Origin of the sequence: Bacteroides thetaiotaomicron VPI-5482, assembly GCF_000011065.1 — a bacterium.
Taxonomy (GTDB): Bacteria; Bacteroidota; Bacteroidia; order Bacteroidales; family Bacteroidaceae; genus Bacteroides; species Bacteroides thetaiotaomicron.
The window spans coordinates 4,508,263-4,530,875 of sequence record NC_004663.1; the positions used below are offsets into that span (position 1 = coordinate 4,508,263).

Sequence of the window (22,613 nt, forward strand, 5' to 3'; positions counted from 1 at the left end):
ATAATAAACAACATGAAGAAAAAACTATATATTCTATTGATATCAGTTTTAGGGTTAAGCATACAATCCTGTTCTGACTATTTAGACTCTGACTATATTTTTAGAGATCGGGAAACCATCGAAAAAGTTTTTACGGACAGAGATAAAACAGAAGCCTGGTTAGCAAATGCGTTCAGTTATCTAAGCGATGCTTGTGCTGATGTTTGTAACAAAAGAGTCACTCCACATTGTTTTGCGGATGATATGTATTACGGTGATGATGACGGTTCCATACAAGAATCCAAAGAGGGTGAATTGTCATATAATGAATTTAAAGAAGGATTGTATGATGAGAATACTAAACAAGGTATGTGGGAAAGATGTTATCAGGGAATCCGACAAGCTACTATTTTTATTCAGTATGTCGACATGAACGATAAATTTGAAAGTGAAGCCGAACGGCTTGACTATAAAGCACAAGCCCGCTTTGTCAGAGCTTACTACTATTGGTTATTGCTTCGTAGATATGGTCCGGTACCTTTATTGCCAGATAACGGACTTGATTATGACGCATCCTACGATGAACTGGCTACTCCACGTGCACCTTATGAGGAGATTGCTGATTATATCAGTCAGGAAATGGCTTTGGCAGCTAAGGATCTGGCTCTAACAAGAGGTCAGAATTCTGCTGCCCGCCCAACTCGTGGAGCAGCTTTATCTGCTCGTGCACTAGCGTTGATTTATGCTGCCAGCCCACTAGCTAATGGTAACAATGATGAATTCGCCCAACTATTGGTAGATGACAAAGGCAATCGCTTGCTTTCTCCTGAATATAGCGAAGAAAAATGGGCAAAAGCTGCTGCTGCCGCTAAAGATGTCATGGATTTAGGGGTATATGAGTTATATACGGCTGATAGACGTACAACAGATTCGCCAGCGGAACCGGCAACAATCAATCCCCCATATCATGAAGTATATAGCAATGCCAATTATCCAGAAGGTTGGAAAGACATTGACCCGTTCGAATCTTACCGTTCTGTATTCAATGGTCAAATAGATATATTAAGTAATCCTGAATTAATTTTTAGCCGGGGTAGAAATATTGGAGGGCAAAGTATCAGGGATATGGTGGTTCACCAGTTACCACTTACCGCTACCGGATGGAATACAAGTGGGCTGACTCAAAAGATTGTGGATGCTTACTATATGAACGACGGAAGCAATTGTCCGGGTATGAACTCTGAATATGCGAATGTACCAGAATATAATAACAATCATCGTTTAGACACTCGTCCGCGTGCTACAGGTTTCACGACTACTGCAGAAGAACATAAACCACTTGCTGCCGGAGTTTCCTTGCAATATGCCGACCGAGAACCACGCTTCTATGCTTCAGTTGCATATAACGGAGCTTATTGGTATTTAGGTAATGAAAAAGAAATTGCAGATAGAAATAAACAAATATTCTATTATCGCGGAAAAAGGGATGGATATAATGCAGGTATGTTTTGGTTGCGCACGGGTATAGGAGTGATGAAGTATGTGCATCCCGATGACACCTATCAAAATAACAGTATCGACAACCTTCGATATAAGCCGGAGCCGGCAATTCGCTATGCGGACATTTTGTTGATGTATGCTGAAGCTATCAATGAAGTGAGTGAAGGTACATATGATATTCCATCTTGGGATGGAACTAAGACTCATTCCATTCATCGTTCAGTTGCCGAAATGAGAAAAGGAATTAAGCCTGTACGTATGCGTGCTGGTGTACCCGATTTCGATAACAATATATATGCAGACAAGGATGTTTTTCGTATTTATCTGAAACGCGAACGACAAATAGAGTTGATGGGGGAAGGAAAGCGTTACTATGATATCCGCCGTTGGAAAGATGCACGGGTAGAAGAGGCAATGCCCGTTTACGGTTGCAATACACTTATGACAGAATCGGATCGCGAAATGTTCCATACACCGATTGCTGTTTGGAATTTGTCTGCTACGTTCTCTGATAAAATGTGGTTTTGGCCGATTTCACATGGCGAATTGAAACGTAATAAGCGCCTGACTCAGAATCCAGGCTGGACGTACAATGATTAATCTTAAACATGGTAATAAATATGAAAGGAATATATACTTTACTATTTTCACTAATTGTATTAGTGATGTTCAGTGCCTGTAATGACGAATGGAAAGAGGAGCAGTTTGAGCACTATATTTCATTCAAAGCACCGATTAACAGCAATGGGGTAACTAGAATTAACCTGTCTTATAGCGAAACGGGAAAAACAACCTATAGATTGCCTATCCTTGTCAGCGGATCGACTAAAAACGATCGCGATATAACCGTAAAAATTGGGATTGACGCGGATACCTTGCGAACACTAAACATAGCTCGCTTTTCCAGTCGCGAAGACCTTTGGTATAGGGAAATGCCCTCTAAACATTACTCTTTCCCTGAAACCGTGCAGATTAAAGCTGGAGAAAATGTAGGCTATCTTGATATAGAGTTTGATCTGACTGGACTGGATTTAGTTGATAAGTGGGTATTACCGCTGACTATTGAAGACGCCCCAAATGGTGAATACAAACCGAATTATCGTAAGCATTATCGTAAAGCATTACTCCGCGTCATGCCTTTTAATGATTATTCGGGTACATACGGTGGTACTAACTTACAAGGCAAGTTGGTAGATGCAGGTGCAGGAGAAAATGAGCCATTGGTGAAAAGTGAAATAGTAACTTATGCTATTGATGATGAAACTATATTCTTCTATGCAGGTACAATTGACGAAAGCCGACAGGACCGTAGAAACTACAAAATCATAGCCCATTTTGTTCCGAATACTAACATTGTGGAGTTGACAAGTGATAACTCCGAAAACAATGGTTTTAAAATAAATACCCGAGCTAGTAGTTATATCGAAGAAGAGATGGATGCTGTCCGCCCTTATTTATTGAGACGTACCGTTATGATTCGTGATGTTGACTATGAATTTGAAGATTATACTTTAGCGCCGGGAGCCAGAATAAAGTTTCGGTTTGAAGGTACTATCTCCATGCAGCGCAACATTAATACTCAGATACCTGATAAAGATCAGGCTATTGAATGGGACTAATACGATGCTAATTTAAAAAAAGAAGGGAAGGAAACTTTAACCTTGAAGTTACCTTCCCTTTTTATTCTAATACTATCTTTAACATGACCGAGATTCTGCAGACACTCAAGGAATATATTCCTATATCTTTGGAGGAAATGAGTGGCATAAAGCTGATGAACCGTACTGATACCAAATATGTCACCTCTTACCAAATATTAAAAGAGATACTTCTTGCTGCCGGACATGACTACCGCGTTCAAGAAGTGAACGGTGAATACAATATTGCTTATCATACAATTTACTTAGATACAGCAGATCGTGACATGTATCTAACTCATCAGAATGGACGGGTCGTACGGGAGAAAATCCGTATACGCACATACGTAGATTCAGATCTCACATTTTTGGAAGTGAAAAATAAAAATAATAAGGGAAGAACAGACAAGAAGAGAATCCGCATCGGGAGTATTGACACGATCAAAGAAGACGGTGGTGAAGCATTTTTACGTCAACATGCCTGGTATGAGCAATCACAACTTCTGCCTTTGCTTGAAAACTCATTTCGCCGTATTACACTTGTCAATAAACATAAAACCGAGCGCCTTACAATTGATACAGGAGTAACATTTTGTTGCTTACAAAGTGGAAAAATATCAAGTTTGGATAACATTGTTATCATTGAGCTGAAACGAGATGGACACAATTCTTCACCTATTAAAGAGATACTACGTAAACTACATATACAATCTTCCGGATTTTCCAAATATTGTATAGGGTCAGCACTTACAGTGTCACATTTAAAATGCAATCGGCTGAAACCAAAGTTACGAATGCTGAATAAAATGGGAGTATATTAATGATCAATATAAAAACATACTTATATATGGATGAATTAGATTTTCTTGATATAATAGAAACTCCACTCATAGACGGTGGTGACTTTTTGCAGTTATTGCTGCGCTTTGGCTTCAACTTTTTGGTAACAGGCATTATTATCCACCTTTTCTATTATCCAAAGAGCAAGCGGAGAGATTATCACTTCACCTTCACATTAATAAGTATCAGCATTTTCTTGATGATATTTCTGCTGGGTAGTGTAAAGTTAAAGGTCGGATTTGCTCTCGGCTTATTTGCTATTTTCGGTATCATCCGTTATCGGACTGAGTCCATGCCTGTACGAGAGATGACTTATCTGTTTGCTATTATCGCCATATCAGTAATAAACGCGTTGGGCGTGGAAGTAAACTATGGCGGACTAATAGGAGCTAATTTATTGTTTGTATTATGTATCTGGTTGTGTGAGAGTAATCGGTGGCTAAAGCATGTTTCATGTAAACTGATACTCTATGATCGAATCGAACTTATCAAATCCTCGTGTGAACAAGAATTGATTGCAGATATTAAAGCGCGTACCGGACTGAAAATTATTCGGGTGGAAGTTGGGTACATTGACTTTCTTCGCGATGCCGCCATGCTTAAAATCTATTATGAACCGATGACAAATGAGATAAATACGATTGATACATTAACCAAAATACCACGTGGAAATGAATAAGAAACTTTTTTTGGCAGGTTTGTTTTGTCTTGTATCTTTTGCTTTACAAGCACAAAAAGACGATTTGGGTCTATGGACCAGTGTGGGGATGGAAAAAAGATTATTCCGGGACTTTGATATTTCGCTGGAAGGAGAGTTCCGTTCACGCGACAAGTTAAGCGAAGTGGGACGTTGGTCGGGATCGGCAGGTGTAGCATATAAAATAACAAACTGGCTGAAAGCCGCAACAGCATACACTTACATCTATTATAATCACCCTTCTGAAATTACAAACAAAGGGAATGTTATCCCTGAATATTGGCAACCCAAACACCGTTTCTATTTCCAACTAACGGGAAAAGTGAGTTTAAATAGATTCACATTTTCACTTCGGGAGCGTTGGCAATATACCTATCGACCCAGTCAGTCTGTATCAAAGTTTGATGGTGACGATGGTAGTCCTAAAGACGATGAATACGTGAAAGGTAAAGGAAAGAACGTGCTTCGTTCTCGTCTGCAAGCAACATACAATATACCTAAATGCAGTCTCACTCCTTACGCTTCGTGCGAATTGACTCATTTGCTTAACGATAAAGGGGCGATTGACAAAACACGCTGGACCTTAGGTGTAGAATGGAAGTTGAGCAAACACCACGGACTTGATTTTTACTATTTGTATCAGAATCATGCAGATGAGGATGAAGCAAATGGACATGTGATTGGCGCAGGATATACATTTAAATTTTAGATCTGTATTATGAATCTTTATAAAATACTACCGGCTTTATTGATTTTAAGTCTGCTTGCAGCCTGTTCTTCGGATAAGGAAAACGATGTGTACACTACTTTACCATTTTCTCTATCCATTTATCAAGTAGCAATGACGATAGAAGGCGGTGAACAAGAAGTCAACGTATCTTCAGGCGGCGCATGGCAATCAAGTATACATTGCGATTGGATGACGCTCTCACCTTCTTCCGGAGGGATAGGTATCACTAAGGTTCGAATCAAAGTCAAAAAAAACACTTCCGGTTTACCAAGAAATGGACGGATTGCAATCATCTCGGGAAAAGAAGAAAAAGGAATTACCGTTATGCAATCGTCTATAGAAGGAGAAGAAGATTATCTTCGTTTGTTGAATCTGACTATCGACGGAGTAACTACAGCTGTGGATTATGTGAACAATTCGTATTATCTACCTATAGATATGGATGCCGTACAACCTGCAAAGGTCAAAGTTGAGTTTGGCGGCATTGGAGTCGACTTTATCAAGATCGGAGATAAGAAAATTAAGTCGGGCGAGAATATAGCACTGAGCCTGAATCCCGGACAAAATATAGAAATGGAAGCAGGTAACAATACTATTGATAAAATTAGGTCTTGTCGATTGATTGTAACTGGTGTTCCCGTGATTGAGATCTCTGCTCCTGAAGGTATTGAGGATGAGAATAAACGCCCGTGTGACATAGTGCTGACTGATCCTAAACGGCGCACCAACAACTCTGTCTTACGATTTGAGAGCTATGCCGGTATCGAGTTTCGTGGAGCAGGAGCTTTACGTTATGCCAAGAAGTCTTTCAGTTTTAAATTGAAAAACCGTCAAACGAATGAAAATCAAGACGCAAAGCTATTAGGTCTGCGAGAAGATCAATCATGGATACTGGATGCTATGTGGCTGGATTGTAGCAAAATGCGCAATCGTGTTTGTTTTGATCTTTGGAACGATTTCAACACTTTATATTATAGTAATACAGAACCCGAGGCTGTGAATGCTACACATGGCTATCCTGTAGAAATGATCTTGGACGGAGCTTACCATGGTTTGTATATTTTAAGCGATCGTATCGATCGTAAGCAGTTGAAAATGAAAAAGAAAGGTGGTTATCTCTATAAGGGTAAAGAATGGACGGATGAATGTAAATTACAAGGAATCAATACTCCATATAGTAACTCCAAACAGGCATGGCAGGGATTTGAGTCCGATTATCCGGACGAGGTGGGTGAAATCGAATTTAAATATCTTTCCGATCTTATCCAGTTCTTCGCTGCAGCATCAAAAGAAGAATTTGCCGCCCAATATGAAGAGCGACTGGATGTTTCCTCTCTGATTGATTATTTTATCTTTATTAATCTGCTGTCAGCTTATGATAACACAGGACGAAATGTTTTTTGGGGTATATACAATGTAAATCTCACTTTATTACCCAAGTTCATTATTCAGCCCTGGGACTTGGATGGTACACTGGGACGCACTTGGGATGCCATTAAGCTTGATCCCGAAAAAGGTCTTGGTTTTGACAACGGGCTAATACTCCGTAATGATGCCGGTTCCAAATACTTCCGCCCCTTTGAGAGAATTATGAACGAGAACCCGAACAATATCAAACGCCGGATATACGAACGCTTGATGGCGGTTAAAGATAATGTTCTCAGCCCGGCAAACCTGGCTTCTAAAGTAGATTACTATAAAAGACAGATTGTGGAATCAGGCGCATTGGAACGAGATCGCCAACGGTGGACAGGATATTCTATGTATGGATATGCTAATCCCGAAGAGGAAGCAGAATACATAAAGTCTTGGTATATTGCAAGACTGAAATATTTGGAAACAATTTTCAACAACTTCTAAAGCTTTATATTATGAAACAATTCGCACAGACCTATTATTTACTTCAATTCATAATTTGCTTAATTTGCCTGTCTATCTCCTGCGGAGAAGGAGGAAACGATAATTACTCGGAGACAAATGATGAAAGGAACAAGGAACCTGAAATAACAGTTTCTCCAATAACTAACTTGGAGGCAAAATCTACACAGATTGCTAATCAACTACTGATCACATGGCAAAATCCGAATACTCCTAATTTACTCGGTGTAGAACTTTCTTATTTGCAAAAGAATGGCGGTACACATAACGGGAAACAAATTATTCAAGGAGCAGCTGGGAAAACTGGAAACTATACATTACAATTGCCACAGTACGGAACATATGAGATTTCTGCCATAGCAATAGATAACTATGGTCATCGTTCGTCAGCAGTAACAGTAATTGCTACACCTGCTGAAACCACTGTCCCTTTTTCTTGGGCAACTCTTGCCGACAGTTGTACATATGTCTTAATAGAGCAATTCATGAATAAAAGTAAAGGTACATTTTGGAGTACACCCAAAGATATGTCGGACGAATCGACTTATATCTACTGGCAACAAGCGCATGCTATGGATGTAGTGATTTACTCTTATAAACGTATTAAAGACACAAATAAGCAATTGGCTGCTACTTACCGCACTTATTTTGAACGCTGGTATGCCAACCACGCTAACAATTACCACCGTAATCCATCAGATGAAACCGGCTTCCTAAATGACTTTACTGATGACATGTGCTGGATTTGCCTTACTCTGATACATCTCTCCGAAGCAACAGGTGACGAAAAATTTGCGCAAACCGCTAAAATTGTATACGACAAATACATTATTACTCGAGCATGGACAGATGATAAAGGTACGGGACTTCCATGGAATACCACCCAAAACGACCGTAATGCTTGCACTAATTCTCCGGGTTGTCTGGTAGCTGCTAAACTCTATCAACGATATGAAGATGGAAATTATTTATCTGATGCAAAGAAGTTGTACGAGTATGTGGTCAATAATTCGTATAATGCCGATGGACGAGTGGAGGAACCACCTCTGACTTATACACAGGGAACATTTGGAGAAGCCTGTCGCCAACTATACCATATCACACAAGAAAGTAAATACATGGACAAAGCAAAACAAGTGATCAACTATGCCGCTACAAGCGATCGTTGCTTACGAAATGGTATTTTACGTGACGAAGGCAGCAGTATGGACCAAAGTATTTTTAAGTCTGTTTATATTCCATATGCAGTGAACCTTGCATTAGACGAGGCATCTAGTTCTATAGGCAAACATTTGATAACCTTTCTGAAAAATAATGCTGAAACTTTGCGCATGAATTTGAATCATGCGGCTTACCCAGCGATGTATTGCAATTATTGGTGGGGTGAAATGTGGAAATCCAGTGAACCAGCTTCAATGGGAGCACAAGTAAGCGGGGCTTCGCTAATGGAGGGGATAGCTAGGTTAGAATAATCTTGGTTGGTATTTTCAGGAATATCTCTTTAACTTTATAGAAATAGATTTTCTCTTAATGTGGAAAAATCTATTTCTATAAAGCATGAATGTTATATGAATAAGAAATATTTCTATAAATATGCAATTAGTAAACAGCAGCAAATTCAAAAAGAATCTAACCATTTATTTCAAGTAGCACTTTTATTTTTCTTCCTCAAAAATCTTATCTTCAAAATTACAACTCCATTAGGCTACTGCTATAAGTGTCTCTTAAACATTCTATTTAAATTAATGAAACAATTCAATTACTTACTTTCCCTTATTGTCATTATTAAAAATGTTATTGTCAGCATTACACTCATTTGTAAAATTATACTTAAATACATCTAGTCTGAACTATAACTAAATTACTCCTCTATTTTCTTGATAAAAAAATAATTGAAAGCATAAGGAAAATCTTCTTTTTACAACACAAATACAACATCGATCGATGTAATATGCTTGTTTATAGAAGATTAGATCAAGGGTGTACGGTTTGGACAGGACCCGGAGAACCAATTATGCACTGATGACTTCGCCGGTCATTGGGCTCATAATGCCAATCTTTCAGTAAAAGCGATCATGGGTGTAGCCGGATATAGCGAAATGGCGCATATGCTTGGTTTATATGATGTTGCAGAGAAATATGCAGGTATAGCCAAGAAAATGGCGGTGAAATGGGAAGAAATGGCAAATGAAGGTGATCATTACCGCCTTGCTTTCGACCGTGAGAATACCTGGAGTCAGAAATATAATATGATTTGGGACAAAATGTGGAATTTGAATTTATTCCCAAATAATGTAATCGACAAAGAAATTAACTATTATTTGACGAAACAGAATCCTTACGGATTGCCATTGGACTCCCGCAAAGAGTATACAAAGTCTGACTGGATTATGTGGACAGCTGCTATGTCTTCAGATTTAGAAACTTTCAAGAAATTCATAGATCCACTCTATAAATATATCAATGAAACTACTTCGCGGGTACCTATCAGTGATTGGCATCACACAGACAGTGGTGAATGGGTTGGGTTTAAAGCGCGTTCGGTTATTGGAGGATACTGGATGCAAGTGTTAATGGACAAAACTCGATGAAATGTTTAATTAACTATACATTTATTATTAACTAGAATGAAAAACATGAAATGTAAAATGAAAAAAGTATTGAAGGAATGGCGGTGGATATTGCTGGCATTATTCACGATTTGCATTTGTAGTTGTAAGGACGATGACAATGTAGAGACTGGAGCCTTTGATCCATCAAAACCTGTAGCAATTTCTGATTTTACTCCGAAAGAAGGAGGAGCCTATCAGAAACTATTGATTTATGGTGAAAATTTCGGAACAGATGTTTCGAAGGTAAAAGTGAAGATTGGTGGCAAAGATGCTATTGTTATTAATGTAAAAAGTACTTATGTTTACTGTTTTGTTCCTTCAGGAGCTTTTAGTGGTGAAATTGAAATCACTGTAGGAGAAGGAGAGAATGCAGTAACAACGACTGCGAGTACTACTTTTAGCTATGAGAAAAAGATGGTTGTAGGTACGCTTTGTGGCTATCGCAATAATCGTGATGATCAAGGTTGGAGAGACGGACCATTTGATGGACCGGAAGGTGTCAAATGCTGTGGCTTTAGCGATAACGGACGATTAGCTTTTGATCCGTTGAATAAGGATCATTTGTATATTTGTTACGATGGACATAAAGCTATACAGTTGATCGATTTAAAAAATCGTATGCTTTCTTCTCCTTTGAATATCAATACTATACCTACTAATCGTATACGAAGCATTGCTTTCAATAAGAAGATAGAAGGATATGCTGATGAGGCAGAATATATGATTGTAGCTATTGATTATGATGGTAAGGGAGATGAAAGTCCTAGTGTATATATTATTAAACGTAATGCGGATGGTACATTCGATGATAGATCTGATATACAATTGATAGCTGCTTACAAACAATGTAATGGAGCTACTATTCATCCAATCAACGGAGAATTGTATTTTAATAGTTATGAAAAGGGACAAGTATTTCGTTTAGACTTGGTTGATTACTTTAAAACTATTAAGAATGGTGGAAGTTGGGATCCTATAGTAAAGAACAATCCTAATACTTTTAAGCAGTTATTCACTATTGCTGACCCAAGTTGGGAATTTCAGATTTTCATTCATCCTACTGGAAAGTATGCTTATTTTGGTGTGATTAACAATCATTATTTCATGCGTTCCGACTATGACGAGATAAAAAAGGAATTTATTACCCCGTATAATTTTGTCGGGGGATATAAACAGTCAGGTTATAGGGATGATGTAGGAACTGAGGCACGTATGAATAATCCTTGTCAAGGAGTATTTGTGAAAAATCCGGATTATACTGGTGAAGAAGAGTATGATTTCTATTTTGTAGATCGATTAAACTTCTGTGTACGTAAAGTAACTCCAGAAGGTATCGTATCGACCTATGCGGGACGAGGAGCGTCAACTTCCTTAGCTGACGGAAACCAATGGGGAACTGATGATGGTGACCTACGAGAAGTGGCTCGTTTCCGTGATGTAAGTGGACTTGTTTATGATGATGTGAAAGAGATGTTTTATGTACATGATCAGGTGGGACATACTATTCGCACTATTTCAATGGAGCAAGAAGAGAATGTAGCCGGTGACGAGAATATACCGGAAGATGAATCAACAGTGGAATCTAACGAATAAACACATTTATCAGATTATGAAAAAATATTTAGCCATTTTTTTGTTGATGCTGGTTGTCCCATTGACGATTTCTGCACAACAAACAATTACCGTGACTGGTACGGTTACCGACACACAAGATGAGCCGATGATTGGTGTTAATATCACTGTAAAGGATGTAGCAGGTTTGGGAACCATTACGGATATCAATGGTAATTTTTCTATAAAGATGGAACCTTATCATCGACTAGTCTTCTCATACATCGGATATGATGATGTGGAAGTACTTGTAAAAGAACAGCATACTGTTAATGTAAAGATGAAAGAATCAGAGGCTAGTGTACTGGATGAGGTTGTGGTAACTGGTATGGGGGCACAGAAAAAACTGACAGTGACGGGAGCTGTAACCAATGTGAATGTGGGAGATTTAAAACGTTTCCCTACTTCCAATATGTCTAACGCTTTGGCCGGTAATGTTCCGGGTATTATTGCCCGACAAACTTCCGGACAACCGGGAAAAAGTACTTCTGAGTTTTGGATACGTGGTATTTCTACTTTTGGAGCTAGTTCAAGTGCTTATATTCTGGTGGATGGCTTTGAACGTAGCAGTTTGGATGAACTTAACATTGAAGACATCGAATCATTCACAGTATTGAAAGATGCGTCAGCTACTGCTATTTATGGTTCTAAAGGTGCAAATGGTGTAGTATTGATTACAACAAAACGTGGTAAAGCTGGAAAAATCAATATTGATGCCAAGGTAGAAACTTCTTATAATACGCGTACTATCACTCCGGAATTTGTAGACGGTCTTTCGTATGCCAGTCTGATGAACGAAGCATTAGTGACTCGCAATTTAGGAATGGCCTATCAACCGGAAGAATTAGAGTTATTTCGTACACAAATGGATCCGGATTTCTATCCGAATGTGGACTGGATGGATTTGATCCTAAAAAACGGAGCATGGAGTTATCGCGCTAACTTGAACATGAATGGTGGTGGTAACACTGCTCGTTATTTTGTTTCTGCAAGTTATACGGAAGATCAAGGTATGTATAACACAGACCAAACGTTACGTGATGATTACGATACAAATGCCAACTATAAAAAGTGGAATTATCGTATGAATGTTGATATAGATATCACCAAATCGACTTTATTGAAACTAGGTATAGCAGGTTCATTAGCCAAACGTAATAGTCCAGGACTGGCTGATAACGAGATGTTATGGGGCATGCTTTTCGGATACAATCCTATTGCAACGCCTGTATACTATTCCAATGGATATGCGCCTATTTCCCACCGGGATAACGTAAACAAACTTAATCCCTGGGTTGCATCTACGCAAACTGGATACAATGAAGATTGGCAGAATAATGTACAAACTAATGTTACATTAGAACAAAATTTTGATTTCATTACCAAGGGATTGAAGTTTGTAGGACGTTTTGGCTATGATACAGACAACAGTAACTGGATTAATCGTCATCGTCAACCAGATTTGTATAAAGCGAACGGACGTAGACAAGAAACGGGAGAGATTATTTATGAGAAAATGTTCTCCGCATATGACATGACACAATCAAGTGGTAGCTCTGGCAAACGTCGTGAATTCCTTGATTTACTGTTAAGCTGGGAACGTGCTTTCGGAAATCATCATGGAGGAGTTACTTTCCGTTACACACAAGATAGTGAGAAGCGGACAGTAGACATTGGTACGGATATTAAGAATGGAGTATCAAAACGTAATCAAGGGTTAGCAGGACGATTTACTTATAACTGGAACTATCGTTACTTTGTTGATTTTAATTTTGGTTATACCGGATCGGAAAATTTTGCACCAGGAAATCAATTCGGTTTCTTCCCGGCTTTTTCTCTTGCATGGAACGTTGCCGAAGAGTCATTTGTTAAGAATAACTTGAAGTGGATGAATATGTTTAAAATACGTTATTCTCATGGTAAGGTAGGTAATGATAATATTGGGGATAACAACCGTTTCCCATACTTATATACTATAGCCACTACAGGATATAACAGCGAAGGCAAGCCTAATTATGTATATAACTGGGGATTTGGTGATTATGGAAAATCATTCATAGGAACTCATTACACACAGATGGCTTCTAATGGCATTACTTGGGAAGTTGCGACTAAGGATGACCTGGGGATTGATCTTTCTTTGTTTAATGACAAATTTACAGCGACAGTTGACTATTTCCACGAAAAACGTACAGGTATTTTTTTAACACGTGAGTTCTTGCCTGACATTACAGGTCTTGAGAGCAAACCTAAAGCGAATGTAGGTGAAGTGAAATCTCAAGGTTTCGATGGCAATTTTGCTCTTAAGCAGAAACTGGGTGAGGTGGATATGACTATTCGTGGGAATATAACTTATAGTAAGAATGAAGTGCTCGAAAAGGATGAAGAGAATCAAGTCTATTCTTATTTATATCAAAAAGGGTATCGTGTAGATCAAGTTAAAGGATTGATAGCTGAAGGATTGTTTGCTGATTACGATGATATTCGTACCAGCCCGAAACAAGAGTTTGGTACAGTGCAGCCTGGAGATATCAAATATAAAGATGTAAATGGTGATGGTGTTGTAAACGATAATGATAAAGTTGCTATTGGCGCTACTACCACTCCAAACTTAGTATATGGTATAGGGGCATCTTTCGCATGGAAAGGAATTGATGTAAATGTTCACTTCCAAGGTGCCGGTAAATCCACTTTCCCTATTTATGGTAAGTGTGTATATGCATTCAGCGAAAGTGACTGGGGAAATATCTTTAAAGATATGATAAGTGATCGTTGGGTAGATTCAGAGACTGCTGCCAAACTGGGATTGCATGCTAATGAGAACCCCAATGCAACATATCCGCGTTTAACTTATGGGGAAAATAAAAACAACCAACAAACCTCTACTTATTGGATGCGTGATGGTCGATATATTCGTTTGAAGAATCTGGATATCGGTTATACTTTGCCAAAAAGCATAGTCAATAAACTGCACTTCAATAATATTCGTATCTATATTGCAGGATCAAACCTGATTACATGGTCTAAGTTCAAAACATGGGACCCGGAAACTGGCAATCCGCGGGGTGAAGCCTATCCGCTAACAAAATCAGTTACTATGGGTTTATCTGTTAACTTATAAAAATACTAAGAGATTATGATAAAGAAGATTTATATATTATTATTAACCGTATTAGGGATGGGAGTAATTTCTTCTTGCTCTGATTACCTGAATTCGGAGAAATATTTTAAGGATCGTCTGACACTGGAGAAAACTTTCGAAAGTAAGGATCATGTGGAAGAATGGTTAGCTTATGCTTTTTCATTTATAAAAAATGAAAACTATGAGGTGACGACTAAAGGACCAAGTGAGAATTCGTTTTGTTTTTCAGACGATATGTATTATGGTGACCGCGATAAGACAATCGATGCAACAAAGAATGAATTGTCATATAATATGTTCAAGTTAGGAGAATATGATGAGAATACTTATAATGTTGGGGCATGGGGGGCATGTTATAAAGGAATTTTCCAAGCATCAGTATTTATCCATAATGTTGACCGGTGTCAAGAGATGGCTGATTGGGAAATACTAGATTATAAGGGGCAGGCTCGTTTTGTTCGTGCTTACTATTACTGGTTGCTCTTACGTCGTTATGGTCCAGTGCCTATTATGCCGGACGAAGGAGTGGATTATACTCAAAGTTATGATCAAATAGCTACTCCACGTAGCTCATACGAAGAAGTGGCACAATATATCAGTGACGAAATGGTACAGGCTACTAAAGAGTTACAATATGATCGTCGTACTGATAATTATGCTATAGGCCGACCTACTCGTGGAGCTGCATTGGCAGTTCGTGCTTATGCACTGATTTTTGCAGCTAGTCCGTTTGCTAATGGAAATAATGATGAATATGCGCAGCAATTGGTAGATGATGAAGGGCGTCGTTTGCTTTCTTCCGAATATAGTGAAGAAAAATGGGCAAAAGCTGCTGCCGCTTGCCGTGATGTCATCGATTTAGATGTTTATGAGTTGAATATTGTAAATAAATCCACATCTGATAATGGACCTTCTGAACGTCCGACTGTTACTCCACCGGCTGATGGCGAGTTTTCCAATCAACCCTGGCCAAAAGGATGGACAAATATTGACCCGCTCAGATCATATCGTACTATCTTTGATGGTACTATATTACCTGCAAACAATAAAGAACTGATATTTACACGCGGGGCAACAAATATAGATATGTTGGTACTTCATCAGATGCCCAAAGATGATGGCGGCTGGAACTGTCATGGTATGACACAGAAAATGCTGGATGCATATTATATGAATAATGGTAGTAATGAGCCGGGTATGAACTCTATGTATCAAGGAGTAGCTAATTATCAAGGTATTGTAGATACTCGTGAACGTAGAACCGGATTTACTGATTTGCAAGACTTGAAGGATAATAAATATCCGGAATTAGGTTGGAAATATGATCCGAAGAAAGGAGATAACGATCAGGCCAAAACTGGGATGAATGTTTCTTTGCAATATGTAGAACGCGAACCACGATTCTATGCTTCTGTTGCTTATAATGGCTGTACCTGGTATTATTTGAGCCAGACTGAAAGCAAACCTGCCGATGTAAATCAACAAGTTTGGTACTACTTTGGAAGTTCCGATGGTTATCGTAATGACGGTTTCTACTTGCGTACAGGTATAGGAATCAAAAAGTTTGTTCATCCAAACGACTATCCAGGCAATTATGTTGCGAAAGCTGAAACAGCAATTCGCTATGCGGATATTCTACTGCTTTATGCTGAAGCATTGAATGAGTTGACTGGAACATACAATATACCTTCTTGGAATGAGGCGACAACCTACACTATCAGCCGTGATAAAGAACAAATGGAAAGAGGTATTCATCCGGTACGTATTCGTGCCGGGTTGCCTGACTATCCAGACGAATTTTATCTGCAGAGTGGGGTTGATGATATGCGTAAAGCATTAAAACGTGAACGTATGATAGAGTTAATGGGCGAAGGAAAACGTTACTTTGACATTCGCCGTTGGAAAGATGCGCCAGTAGAAGAATCTCTGCAAATATACGGTTGTAATGTCTTTGTTGGTGAAGCTAAGAGAGACGAATTCCATTCGGCAATTCCTGTTTACAATCTCCCGTCTACTTTCTCGGAAAAGCTATGGTTATGGCCTATCAAACATAGTGAGTTGAAACGTAATTCACGTTTAACACAGAACCCAGGATGGACAATGTATGATTAATTCTAAACATAAAGACTTATATATGAAGAAAATATATACTTTGGCAGCTTTGGCTGCAATGACAATGTTGGGAACTTCCTGCAATTCGGAATGGGAAGATGAACAATATGAGCACTACATTTCTTTCAGTTCACAACTGGATAGTAAGGGAGTGACGAATATATATGTACCTTATAGCCGCCATGATGCAGAAGGAAATTATGCAGAAGGAGGAGAAGGGAGGTCCAATTATCAGTTACCGATACTTGTTAGTGGTTCTACCGATAATCCAAGTAATGTCACTGTACACGTAGCACATGATGCTGATACATTGAATATTTTGAATTACGCTCGTTACGCTACACGTACAGAACTATATTATGAGGATATGGGAGCAGAAGGATTGGCATACGCTTCATATCCAGAATCTCTACAGATAAAAGCAGGAGAAAATAAAGGTTTACTGGATCTTAAATTTGATTTTCGCAACATTGATATGTCAGAAAAATGGGTACTTCCATTGCAGATTGTAGACGACGCGTCTTACAACTACGTAGCTCATCCACGTAAAGACTATGCTAAGGCGATATTGAGAATCTTCCCATTTAATGATTACTCTGGCGATTATTCTGGTACAGGAATAACCAACAAGGTGGTGACGGGATATGATGGAGATGGTAAACCGATAGAAACAGCAGAATCTATCACAAAATCGTCAATAAGAGGGTATGTGATAGATGAACAGACTATTTTTACGTATGCAGGAATAGTAGATGAGGATTATACAGACCGTAGAAAGTATAAAATCAAATTTGCTTTTAATGGTGAGACGAATGGTTCGGTTACTATTTCCTGTGATAATGCAGAAGAGATTGGATTTGAATTAAACAAGGACGTGACTCCTTCATTTCGTATTTCTTCATCAATGGATGACGCGAAGCCTTATCTGGAACACCGTTATGTAATAATTAATAATGTTGATTATTATTTCAATTATATACCAGTGGAAGGTACCATCATTCGCTATCATGTAAAAGGTACATTGACATTATCACGTGATATCAATACTCAGATTCCAGACGAAGATCAAGCAATTGAATGGTAGTTTCTATTAATCGCTAATCTAATGATTCAAGAAGAGGGTGAAGTTCAAGTTATTGAATTCACCCTCTTCTCTTATTTTGAAAAGTTATTTTAGGACTGATTGTGTGCCGTTTATTGTCAAATATCCTAAAGCATACTATTTCGTTTCTGCAACTGTAGAATACGTCACGCTCCCTAGCTTCCCGTCATTACTCAGTGTCTCAGCTTGAATAATCAATGGCGTGGAATACTGATTATTGTAACATTCGATCACTGCCTTTCCATTTTCATCCGTCTGCACAGTCGGATTCCAGTAAAGAGTTCGTCTTTTGTCTGCTTTATCCATGTATAATTCTTTATCTATATAAGCAGGAGAATAATACTCCAATGCCGGTGTATATCCCTGCATAACAGTCTGCCGGGTACCAAGAGCCGCAGTCTCGTGTTTATTCAGAACATCATGTCTGGGCAATGGAATGAGGTAGAAAATACTATATTTGTCCAGTTCCGATACATCTACATCATTGGAATTAGACATTTTGGTATTCTGGATAATTTCATCATCTACTCCTCCTGTGCCTTTACTGATGATAATAGAAGCCAAACCGTCTATTTCAGTCAGCATCATGTTTACTTCTGTTGACGATAGAATTTTGTTATCCATAATATAACAGATCGGTTTCTGGCGGTAAGTACAGTTATCATTGGAACGGTCCCAGTAAAAGAGTGGATTTAATTTTTCCATCACCTCCGGGATAGTGGTGACAACTTTGCCATTGTCGCGAAGCTGATCGACAGCCTGGCGTATATCATAGTAGGCATCAATACTTTGCTCATTAATTTTAGTCGCCATATTCGTACTTTGACTGCGCCGCTTACTTTTGATTTCAACTTCGTCCAAAAGATAAAGCCCGTCTACCCGACGGATGGAATCCATATATAAAGAGTCGAATTTTTCAGCTTCCTGTTGCCAGTGGGCAATGTTGCTCCACTCCGGGTGCAACTCTCTGTAACCGTATGCACGCGTAGCAGGCGAGAAATGCCGGTCGATGAGAATAGAAGCGTCCTTATTTCGTTCTTTTCCCACTTTGCGAGTCTGGATCACAGCTTCCATTGATCCCTCGAAATCTTCCAGCGGAATGCTGAAATGTCCGTTCTCATCCGTAACGGTCTGACCGGTAATAATCTCTGCATCTCTCTTCACCATTACGCTGAGAGCTATATCCTTCAGCTTGTTTTTGAGAATCGTAGATTTGACTTGTCCATAAAGTACCAGTTGGCTTTCTGGCAACTGAAGTGGGGTGAATGGGCTGATACCGATCTGTTGTGTCATATCATATTTACGCCATCCGTGTACCATTAACAGTATATCCAGTTCCTTCTGTTTCCGGAGAGAACTCTCTGTGAAGTAGTAGCCGGGTTGATGAATGTAGCCTTTCAAGTCCGATGTAAGTAGAAGGTCGGTGAAGATATTGTTATCATATTCCATATAATCAGAGCGGACGGCGTCACGGATACTGACTGATAATTTGCCGGGTATCGGTTCTCCTATGGCGTTGTTCAACTGCAGTTCGCAGCGGATGGGAGCATAAGGAGCGTAAATCTCTTTTAAACCTTTGGGCGAGATTTGTAAAGGAGCCCGTGGAGAAGCAAAGATAAAGCGGTCGCATAAAGTATTTCCGGCACGATTGAGCAGACTGATTTGTAAGACTCCTGCCGGTAACTTGCGCGACAATACTGTAAATTGCTGAGGCTTATTTGCCTGACAGTGGATAAGCTGATAGGCATGGGGACGTCCCTGATGGCTTATAAAAACGGCTAATGTATCCTGCGGGGTCGCTGCATTACATGATACCGTCACAGAAATAGCCCCTGCATTATTGCCTACTTTCAGAATATACCCGCTTGGCAGTGCTTTAGGGAGGGTAAATTCATACTGTTTTCCTTGAAAGTTTACTTTAGCGATTGCCGGCAGAGCAGAAGGCGTATACTCAAAAGCTCCCATTCCATCGTGTAAAGTTTCAAAAGACGTGATTTCTTGCCCTTCTTTGGTATAAAGTGTGCCTGATAATTGAATATTTCCTTCATTTTTGCTTTCTGCTTTGAAAGCAACCTGCGAAGTTATCCCTTCGACTAACTGTCCTCCTTCCGGAAAGAAACGCAGACTCAGCTTCTCTCTTGTTTCTTCCGGCCTTTTCTCCATAGACGGACTCAACTCATAGGTGCTGATACTACGCTCCAACTGGTCGCTATGAGAAAGCTGATAGACAGGGAAAGTACGTGAAAAGTACTGCGGATCACTGAATGCAAGCATCCAGCGGGTGTAAGCACGTACTTCGTAATAACCGGATAGCATTGACTGGGGGAGTACAAACTGCCCGTTGCCTTCTCCTTGTGATAGTTTAATGATCTGTTTATCAGTAACGTGCCCTGCCTGATCTACCAGTTCCACATACAAAGGACGGCTGATTGAACTGAAAACTTGTTTTTCGGCAAGAGTGACATATGCTTTGAACCATATCGTGTCGCCCACATAATAGCTTGTATTATCAAAATGCAGATATGCTTTTTCACGCGGATAGTTATCGGCAAAAGTTTGAGCTTGATTCATGTACTGTTCGAATATCACTTTAGCGGGTGGATTTTCTCCACGTGCAGATATTGCTAAAAGTCCGCATACTGAGAGTAAAAATAATAACGGTTTGTTTTTCATATTAGTGCTGTCTATTTTTAGTTGTCTATTTTATTGTATGATTTTTATGTTCAGCACTTTCTCTGTGCTATTTTAGTATCATGTGAACTACTACAAAGATAGCGGTTTCGATGAATAAAGAAGGAAAAAAAACGTTCAATCTAAGAAAGAAACTGTTCATTACTCTATAAATACTAATCGGATTGCTGTTTCATGTTGATAATTCTTTTTATCAAAATTCGTTTGTACTGAATGAGAAAGGCTGCCTTATTTTTATTGTTGAATAGATTTTATCATTTTTTGAATAGAAAATGTTCGTGTTTCTATTGTTTTTTGTCGTTCTTTGTGTATCACATTAAACAAAATCTAATCAATGATAATAAATAGAATTATGAGAACACTTATTATTTTGCTTTTATGCACGAACACGAGTTTTGCGATAGCTCAGATTTCTCCCAAAGCAGTTGAGAAGAATAACCAATCTGTGAAAACTGCGGGTTTCTTTAATGATTCCGATTCTTTAAATAAGGCTATTCATCTTTCAGATGAGGCGATAGCTTTGGAGCCTTCATACAAACTGGCATATGCAAATAAGATTAAATACTTAATGGCGTTGGGACAGAAGGAGAAAGCACTGCAAACCATGTTGCAAATGGAGAAATTCTCTCCGGATGATCCTTACTATATTTTAGGTAAGGGAATGATGCTGGAAGAGAATGCTAAAAAGAGCCTGGCTATGGATGCTTACAAACAAGCTGCCTCTCTTTTCAAAAAACGCTTGAAGGAGAAACCAACTGAAGCAGACCTGATGAATTATGTATTCGTACTCTTTTTGAGGGATAACAAAAATTATTCTTTGGATGAAATCGAAAAGGAGTATCCCCAAATCTTCAGTCCAGCAATAAGACAACACACGAAAAAGTTGATAGATGAACTTAGCAATAAAAGAGAGGATGTAATTCATGAGATGCTAGGTGGTAAATGAAAACATAGGGATTGCGGGTGGTTTACTTCATTCCTATTTTGTTGATGGAGCTATTCTGAATGATTCTTGCACGCTGTTTGTTCCGGATGGTGTTTCTCCGTCAGAATATCGTCAGTCTGATGCTTATCAACAAGCATCCAAGAATCAGCAGGAGCATGGTGGCTCTCTTAGCCTTGTTGCCGATTCACTACAATATGCGTATATGAAAGCTCAGGTTGAGTATATAATATTGCCGTTTAAGAAACGGTTGGATGGCTTCACATATTGGCAAAGAGAATTGGAACCGGCCATTCATCCGGCCTTGAAAGCGTATGTCAAAGCGGAAAATGCGACAGGAGGAGTTTCTTCGGTTATGATATTTTGGGAAATTGCCAGGAACACGGATCATTTTTGCAGTGATTTTAAAACAGATCGTGATGTGCGAATGTTCCTGACGCTTTATTTCTGGAAATATTTGTGTTATTTTGCAAATATAGATTTTTATACCGGTCAGGATAAAACTGAAGAGATTCTGAAGGGGGAGGCTGATTAGTTTGGAAATCTGATTATTAGTTTAAAACAAGAACCATTAATGTTATGAAATTGAGAATTGTACATTTGTTATTATTGCAGTCCGTAATGCTTCTTCTTTCCTGTTCCAATCAGAGCCGGAAGAATATGGATACATCGGCAGAACCAGCTGACGTACAGGCGAATGTGTCGGACAGTAGTAGAATTGAACAAGAAGCCATCGGCATGATTGAAGACTTTTATGAGGCTTATGCTGCCAGTTTCATGTCCACCGGTAAAGAAGCTCTCGCACTTGGGGATTCAATTAAGCAAAAGTTTCTGACCAAAGAGCTGATAGAGAAAGTTGATAGGCTGATAGAGGCGACAGATGCCGATCCGATCATTCGTGCGCAAGATTTAGGTGAAAATGACATGAAAACATTGTCGGTGAAACATCTGAATGATAATTGGTATGAGGTTAACTATACTTCGGCTAAAGGCAGCCAGTATGAACGTGCCGTGAGTATCCCGGTCAGAGTGGTTAACGTTGACGGACAATATCTGATTGATGATATAACTCCGGAAAACTGATCGTATCATTAAATGATATGAAAAAAGACAAACAGCATCTTTTACGCTAGGCAAAA

General features: G+C 39.0%; 15 protein-coding genes and 1 pseudogene. 15 read left to right on the forward strand and 1 reads right to left on the reverse strand.

Annotated elements, in window-relative coordinates:
- Nucleotides 1-12 precede the first annotated feature (12 nt).
- From BT_RS17670 to BT_RS17725, 12 genes and pseudogenes are all read left to right on the forward strand, one after another.
- Nucleotides 13-2,079 carry a RagB/SusD family nutrient uptake outer membrane protein gene (locus tag BT_RS17670; RefSeq protein WP_008767681.1) on the forward strand — a complete coding sequence of 689 codons (2,067 nt, stop codon included), beginning with the start codon at nucleotides 13-15 and terminating at the stop codon, nucleotides 2,077-2,079.
- 20 nt (nucleotides 2,080-2,099) lie between these two features.
- Entirely contained in the window at nucleotides 2,100-3,098 is a 999-nt protein-coding gene (locus BT_RS17675; RefSeq protein WP_008767682.1) for a DUF4973 domain-containing protein, read from the forward strand.
- 83 nt (nucleotides 3,099-3,181) lie between these two features.
- A complete protein-coding gene (locus BT_RS17680) occupies nucleotides 3,182-3,937 on the forward strand; it encodes a polyphosphate polymerase domain-containing protein (protein WP_008767683.1) in 756 nt (251 codons plus the stop codon).
- Between the two features lie 26 nt (nucleotides 3,938-3,963).
- On the forward strand, nucleotides 3,964-4,635 hold the full coding sequence (locus BT_RS17685; RefSeq protein ID WP_008767684.1) for a DUF4956 domain-containing protein: 672 nt from the start codon (nucleotides 3,964-3,966) through the stop codon (nucleotides 4,633-4,635).
- Nucleotides 4,628-5,362, forward strand: coding sequence for a DUF2490 domain-containing protein (locus BT_RS17690; RefSeq protein ID WP_008767685.1), 735 nt, complete (start codon nucleotides 4,628-4,630; stop codon nucleotides 5,360-5,362). Before BT_RS17685 ends, BT_RS17690 begins: the two co-directional genes overlap by 8 nt.
- Nucleotides 5,363-5,371: 9 nt before the next feature.
- A complete protein-coding gene (locus BT_RS17695; protein WP_008767686.1) occupies nucleotides 5,372-7,243 on the forward strand; it encodes a CotH kinase family protein in 1,872 nt (623 codons plus the stop codon).
- A gap of 11 nt (nucleotides 7,244-7,254) precedes the next feature.
- Nucleotides 7,255-8,733: a glycoside hydrolase family 76 protein gene (locus BT_RS17700; protein ID WP_008767687.1), complete on the forward strand. Its 1,479-nt coding sequence runs from the start codon at nucleotides 7,255-7,257 to the stop codon at nucleotides 8,731-8,733.
- A gap of 510 nt (nucleotides 8,734-9,243) precedes the next feature.
- Nucleotides 9,244-9,852, forward strand: a pseudogene (locus BT_RS17705) (glutaminase domain-containing protein); the annotation flags it as partial.
- 45 nt (nucleotides 9,853-9,897) lie between these two features.
- Complete coding sequence (locus BT_RS17710; protein ID WP_170848647.1) at nucleotides 9,898-11,466, forward strand: IPT/TIG domain-containing protein; 1,569 nt, start codon at nucleotides 9,898-9,900, stop codon at nucleotides 11,464-11,466.
- A 16-nt stretch (nucleotides 11,467-11,482) separates the two neighbouring features.
- Nucleotides 11,483-14,605 carry a SusC/RagA family TonB-linked outer membrane protein gene (locus BT_RS17715; protein WP_008767691.1) on the forward strand — a complete coding sequence of 1,041 codons (3,123 nt, stop codon included), beginning with the start codon at nucleotides 11,483-11,485 and terminating at the stop codon, nucleotides 14,603-14,605.
- A 15-nt stretch (nucleotides 14,606-14,620) separates the two neighbouring features.
- Nucleotides 14,621-16,738 (forward strand): RagB/SusD family nutrient uptake outer membrane protein, encoded by a 2,118-nt coding sequence (locus tag BT_RS17720; protein WP_008762470.1) that lies wholly within the window; start codon nucleotides 14,621-14,623, stop codon nucleotides 16,736-16,738.
- Between the two features lie 22 nt (nucleotides 16,739-16,760).
- Nucleotides 16,761-17,822, forward strand: coding sequence for a DUF4973 domain-containing protein (locus tag BT_RS17725; RefSeq protein WP_008762471.1), 1,062 nt, complete (start codon nucleotides 16,761-16,763; stop codon nucleotides 17,820-17,822).
- A 135-nt stretch (nucleotides 17,823-17,957) separates the two neighbouring features.
- Here BT_RS17725 and BT_RS17730 read toward each other — a convergent pair whose 3' ends face one another.
- Nucleotides 17,958-20,513, reverse strand: a complete 2,556-nt coding sequence (locus BT_RS17730; RefSeq protein WP_008767692.1) for a hypothetical protein — start codon at nucleotides 20,511-20,513, stop codon at nucleotides 17,958-17,960.
- A gap of 352 nt (nucleotides 20,514-20,865) precedes the next feature.
- Here BT_RS17730 and BT_RS17735 point away from each other — a divergent pair, with 352 nt between their 5' ends.
- Genes BT_RS17735 through BT_RS17745 form a run of 3 tightly spaced genes read left to right on the forward strand, consistent with a single transcriptional unit; the run spans nucleotide 20,866 to nucleotide 22,557 of the window.
- Nucleotides 20,866-21,477 carry a hypothetical protein gene (locus tag BT_RS17735; protein ID WP_225684092.1) on the forward strand — a complete coding sequence of 204 codons (612 nt, stop codon included), beginning with the start codon at nucleotides 20,866-20,868 and terminating at the stop codon, nucleotides 21,475-21,477.
- On the forward strand, nucleotides 21,467-22,009 hold the full coding sequence (locus BT_RS24730) for a hypothetical protein (RefSeq protein ID WP_008767694.1): 543 nt from the start codon (nucleotides 21,467-21,469) through the stop codon (nucleotides 22,007-22,009). The genes BT_RS17735 and BT_RS24730 overlap by 11 nt, the downstream gene beginning before the upstream one ends.
- 44 nt (nucleotides 22,010-22,053) lie before the next feature.
- On the forward strand, nucleotides 22,054-22,557 hold the full coding sequence (locus tag BT_RS17745; RefSeq protein ID WP_008762475.1) for a DUF3828 domain-containing protein: 504 nt from the start codon (nucleotides 22,054-22,056) through the stop codon (nucleotides 22,555-22,557).
- The last annotated feature ends 56 nt before the right edge of the window (nucleotides 22,558-22,613 follow it).

Bases quoted from the DNA above. Each gene is read 5' to 3' on its own strand.
- BT_RS17675 (WP_008767682.1), top strand. From the start codon at position 2,100: ATGAAAGGAATATATACTTTACTATTTTCACTAATTGTATTAGTGATG.
- BT_RS17690 (WP_008767685.1), top strand. From the start codon at position 4,628: ATGAATAAGAAACTTTTTTTGGCAGGTTTGTTTTGTCTTGTATCTTTT.
- BT_RS17710 (WP_170848647.1), top strand. From the start codon at position 9,898: ATGAAATGTAAAATGAAAAAAGTATTGAAGGAATGGCGGTGGATATTG.
- BT_RS17695 (WP_008767686.1), top strand. From the start codon at position 5,372: ATGAATCTTTATAAAATACTACCGGCTTTATTGATTTTAAGTCTGCTT.
- BT_RS17685 (WP_008767684.1), top strand. From the start codon at position 3,964: ATGGATGAATTAGATTTTCTTGATATAATAGAAACTCCACTCATAGAC.
- BT_RS17725 (WP_008762471.1), top strand. From the start codon at position 16,761: ATGAAGAAAATATATACTTTGGCAGCTTTGGCTGCAATGACAATGTTG.
- BT_RS17700 (WP_008767687.1), top strand. From the start codon at position 7,255: ATGAAACAATTCGCACAGACCTATTATTTACTTCAATTCATAATTTGC.
- BT_RS17680 (WP_008767683.1), top strand. From the start codon at position 3,182: ATGACCGAGATTCTGCAGACACTCAAGGAATATATTCCTATATCTTTG.
- BT_RS17715 (WP_008767691.1), top strand. From the start codon at position 11,483: ATGAAAAAATATTTAGCCATTTTTTTGTTGATGCTGGTTGTCCCATTG.
- BT_RS17720 (WP_008762470.1), top strand. From the start codon at position 14,621: ATGATAAAGAAGATTTATATATTATTATTAACCGTATTAGGGATGGGA.
- BT_RS17745 (WP_008762475.1), top strand. From the start codon at position 22,054: ATGAAATTGAGAATTGTACATTTGTTATTATTGCAGTCCGTAATGCTT.
- BT_RS17735 (WP_225684092.1), top strand. From the start codon at position 20,866: ATGATAATAAATAGAATTATGAGAACACTTATTATTTTGCTTTTATGC.
- BT_RS17730 (WP_008767692.1), bottom strand. From the start codon at position 20,513: ATGAAAAACAAACCGTTATTATTTTTACTCTCAGTATGCGGACTTTTA.
- BT_RS17670 (WP_008767681.1), top strand. From the start codon at position 13: ATGAAGAAAAAACTATATATTCTATTGATATCAGTTTTAGGGTTAAGC.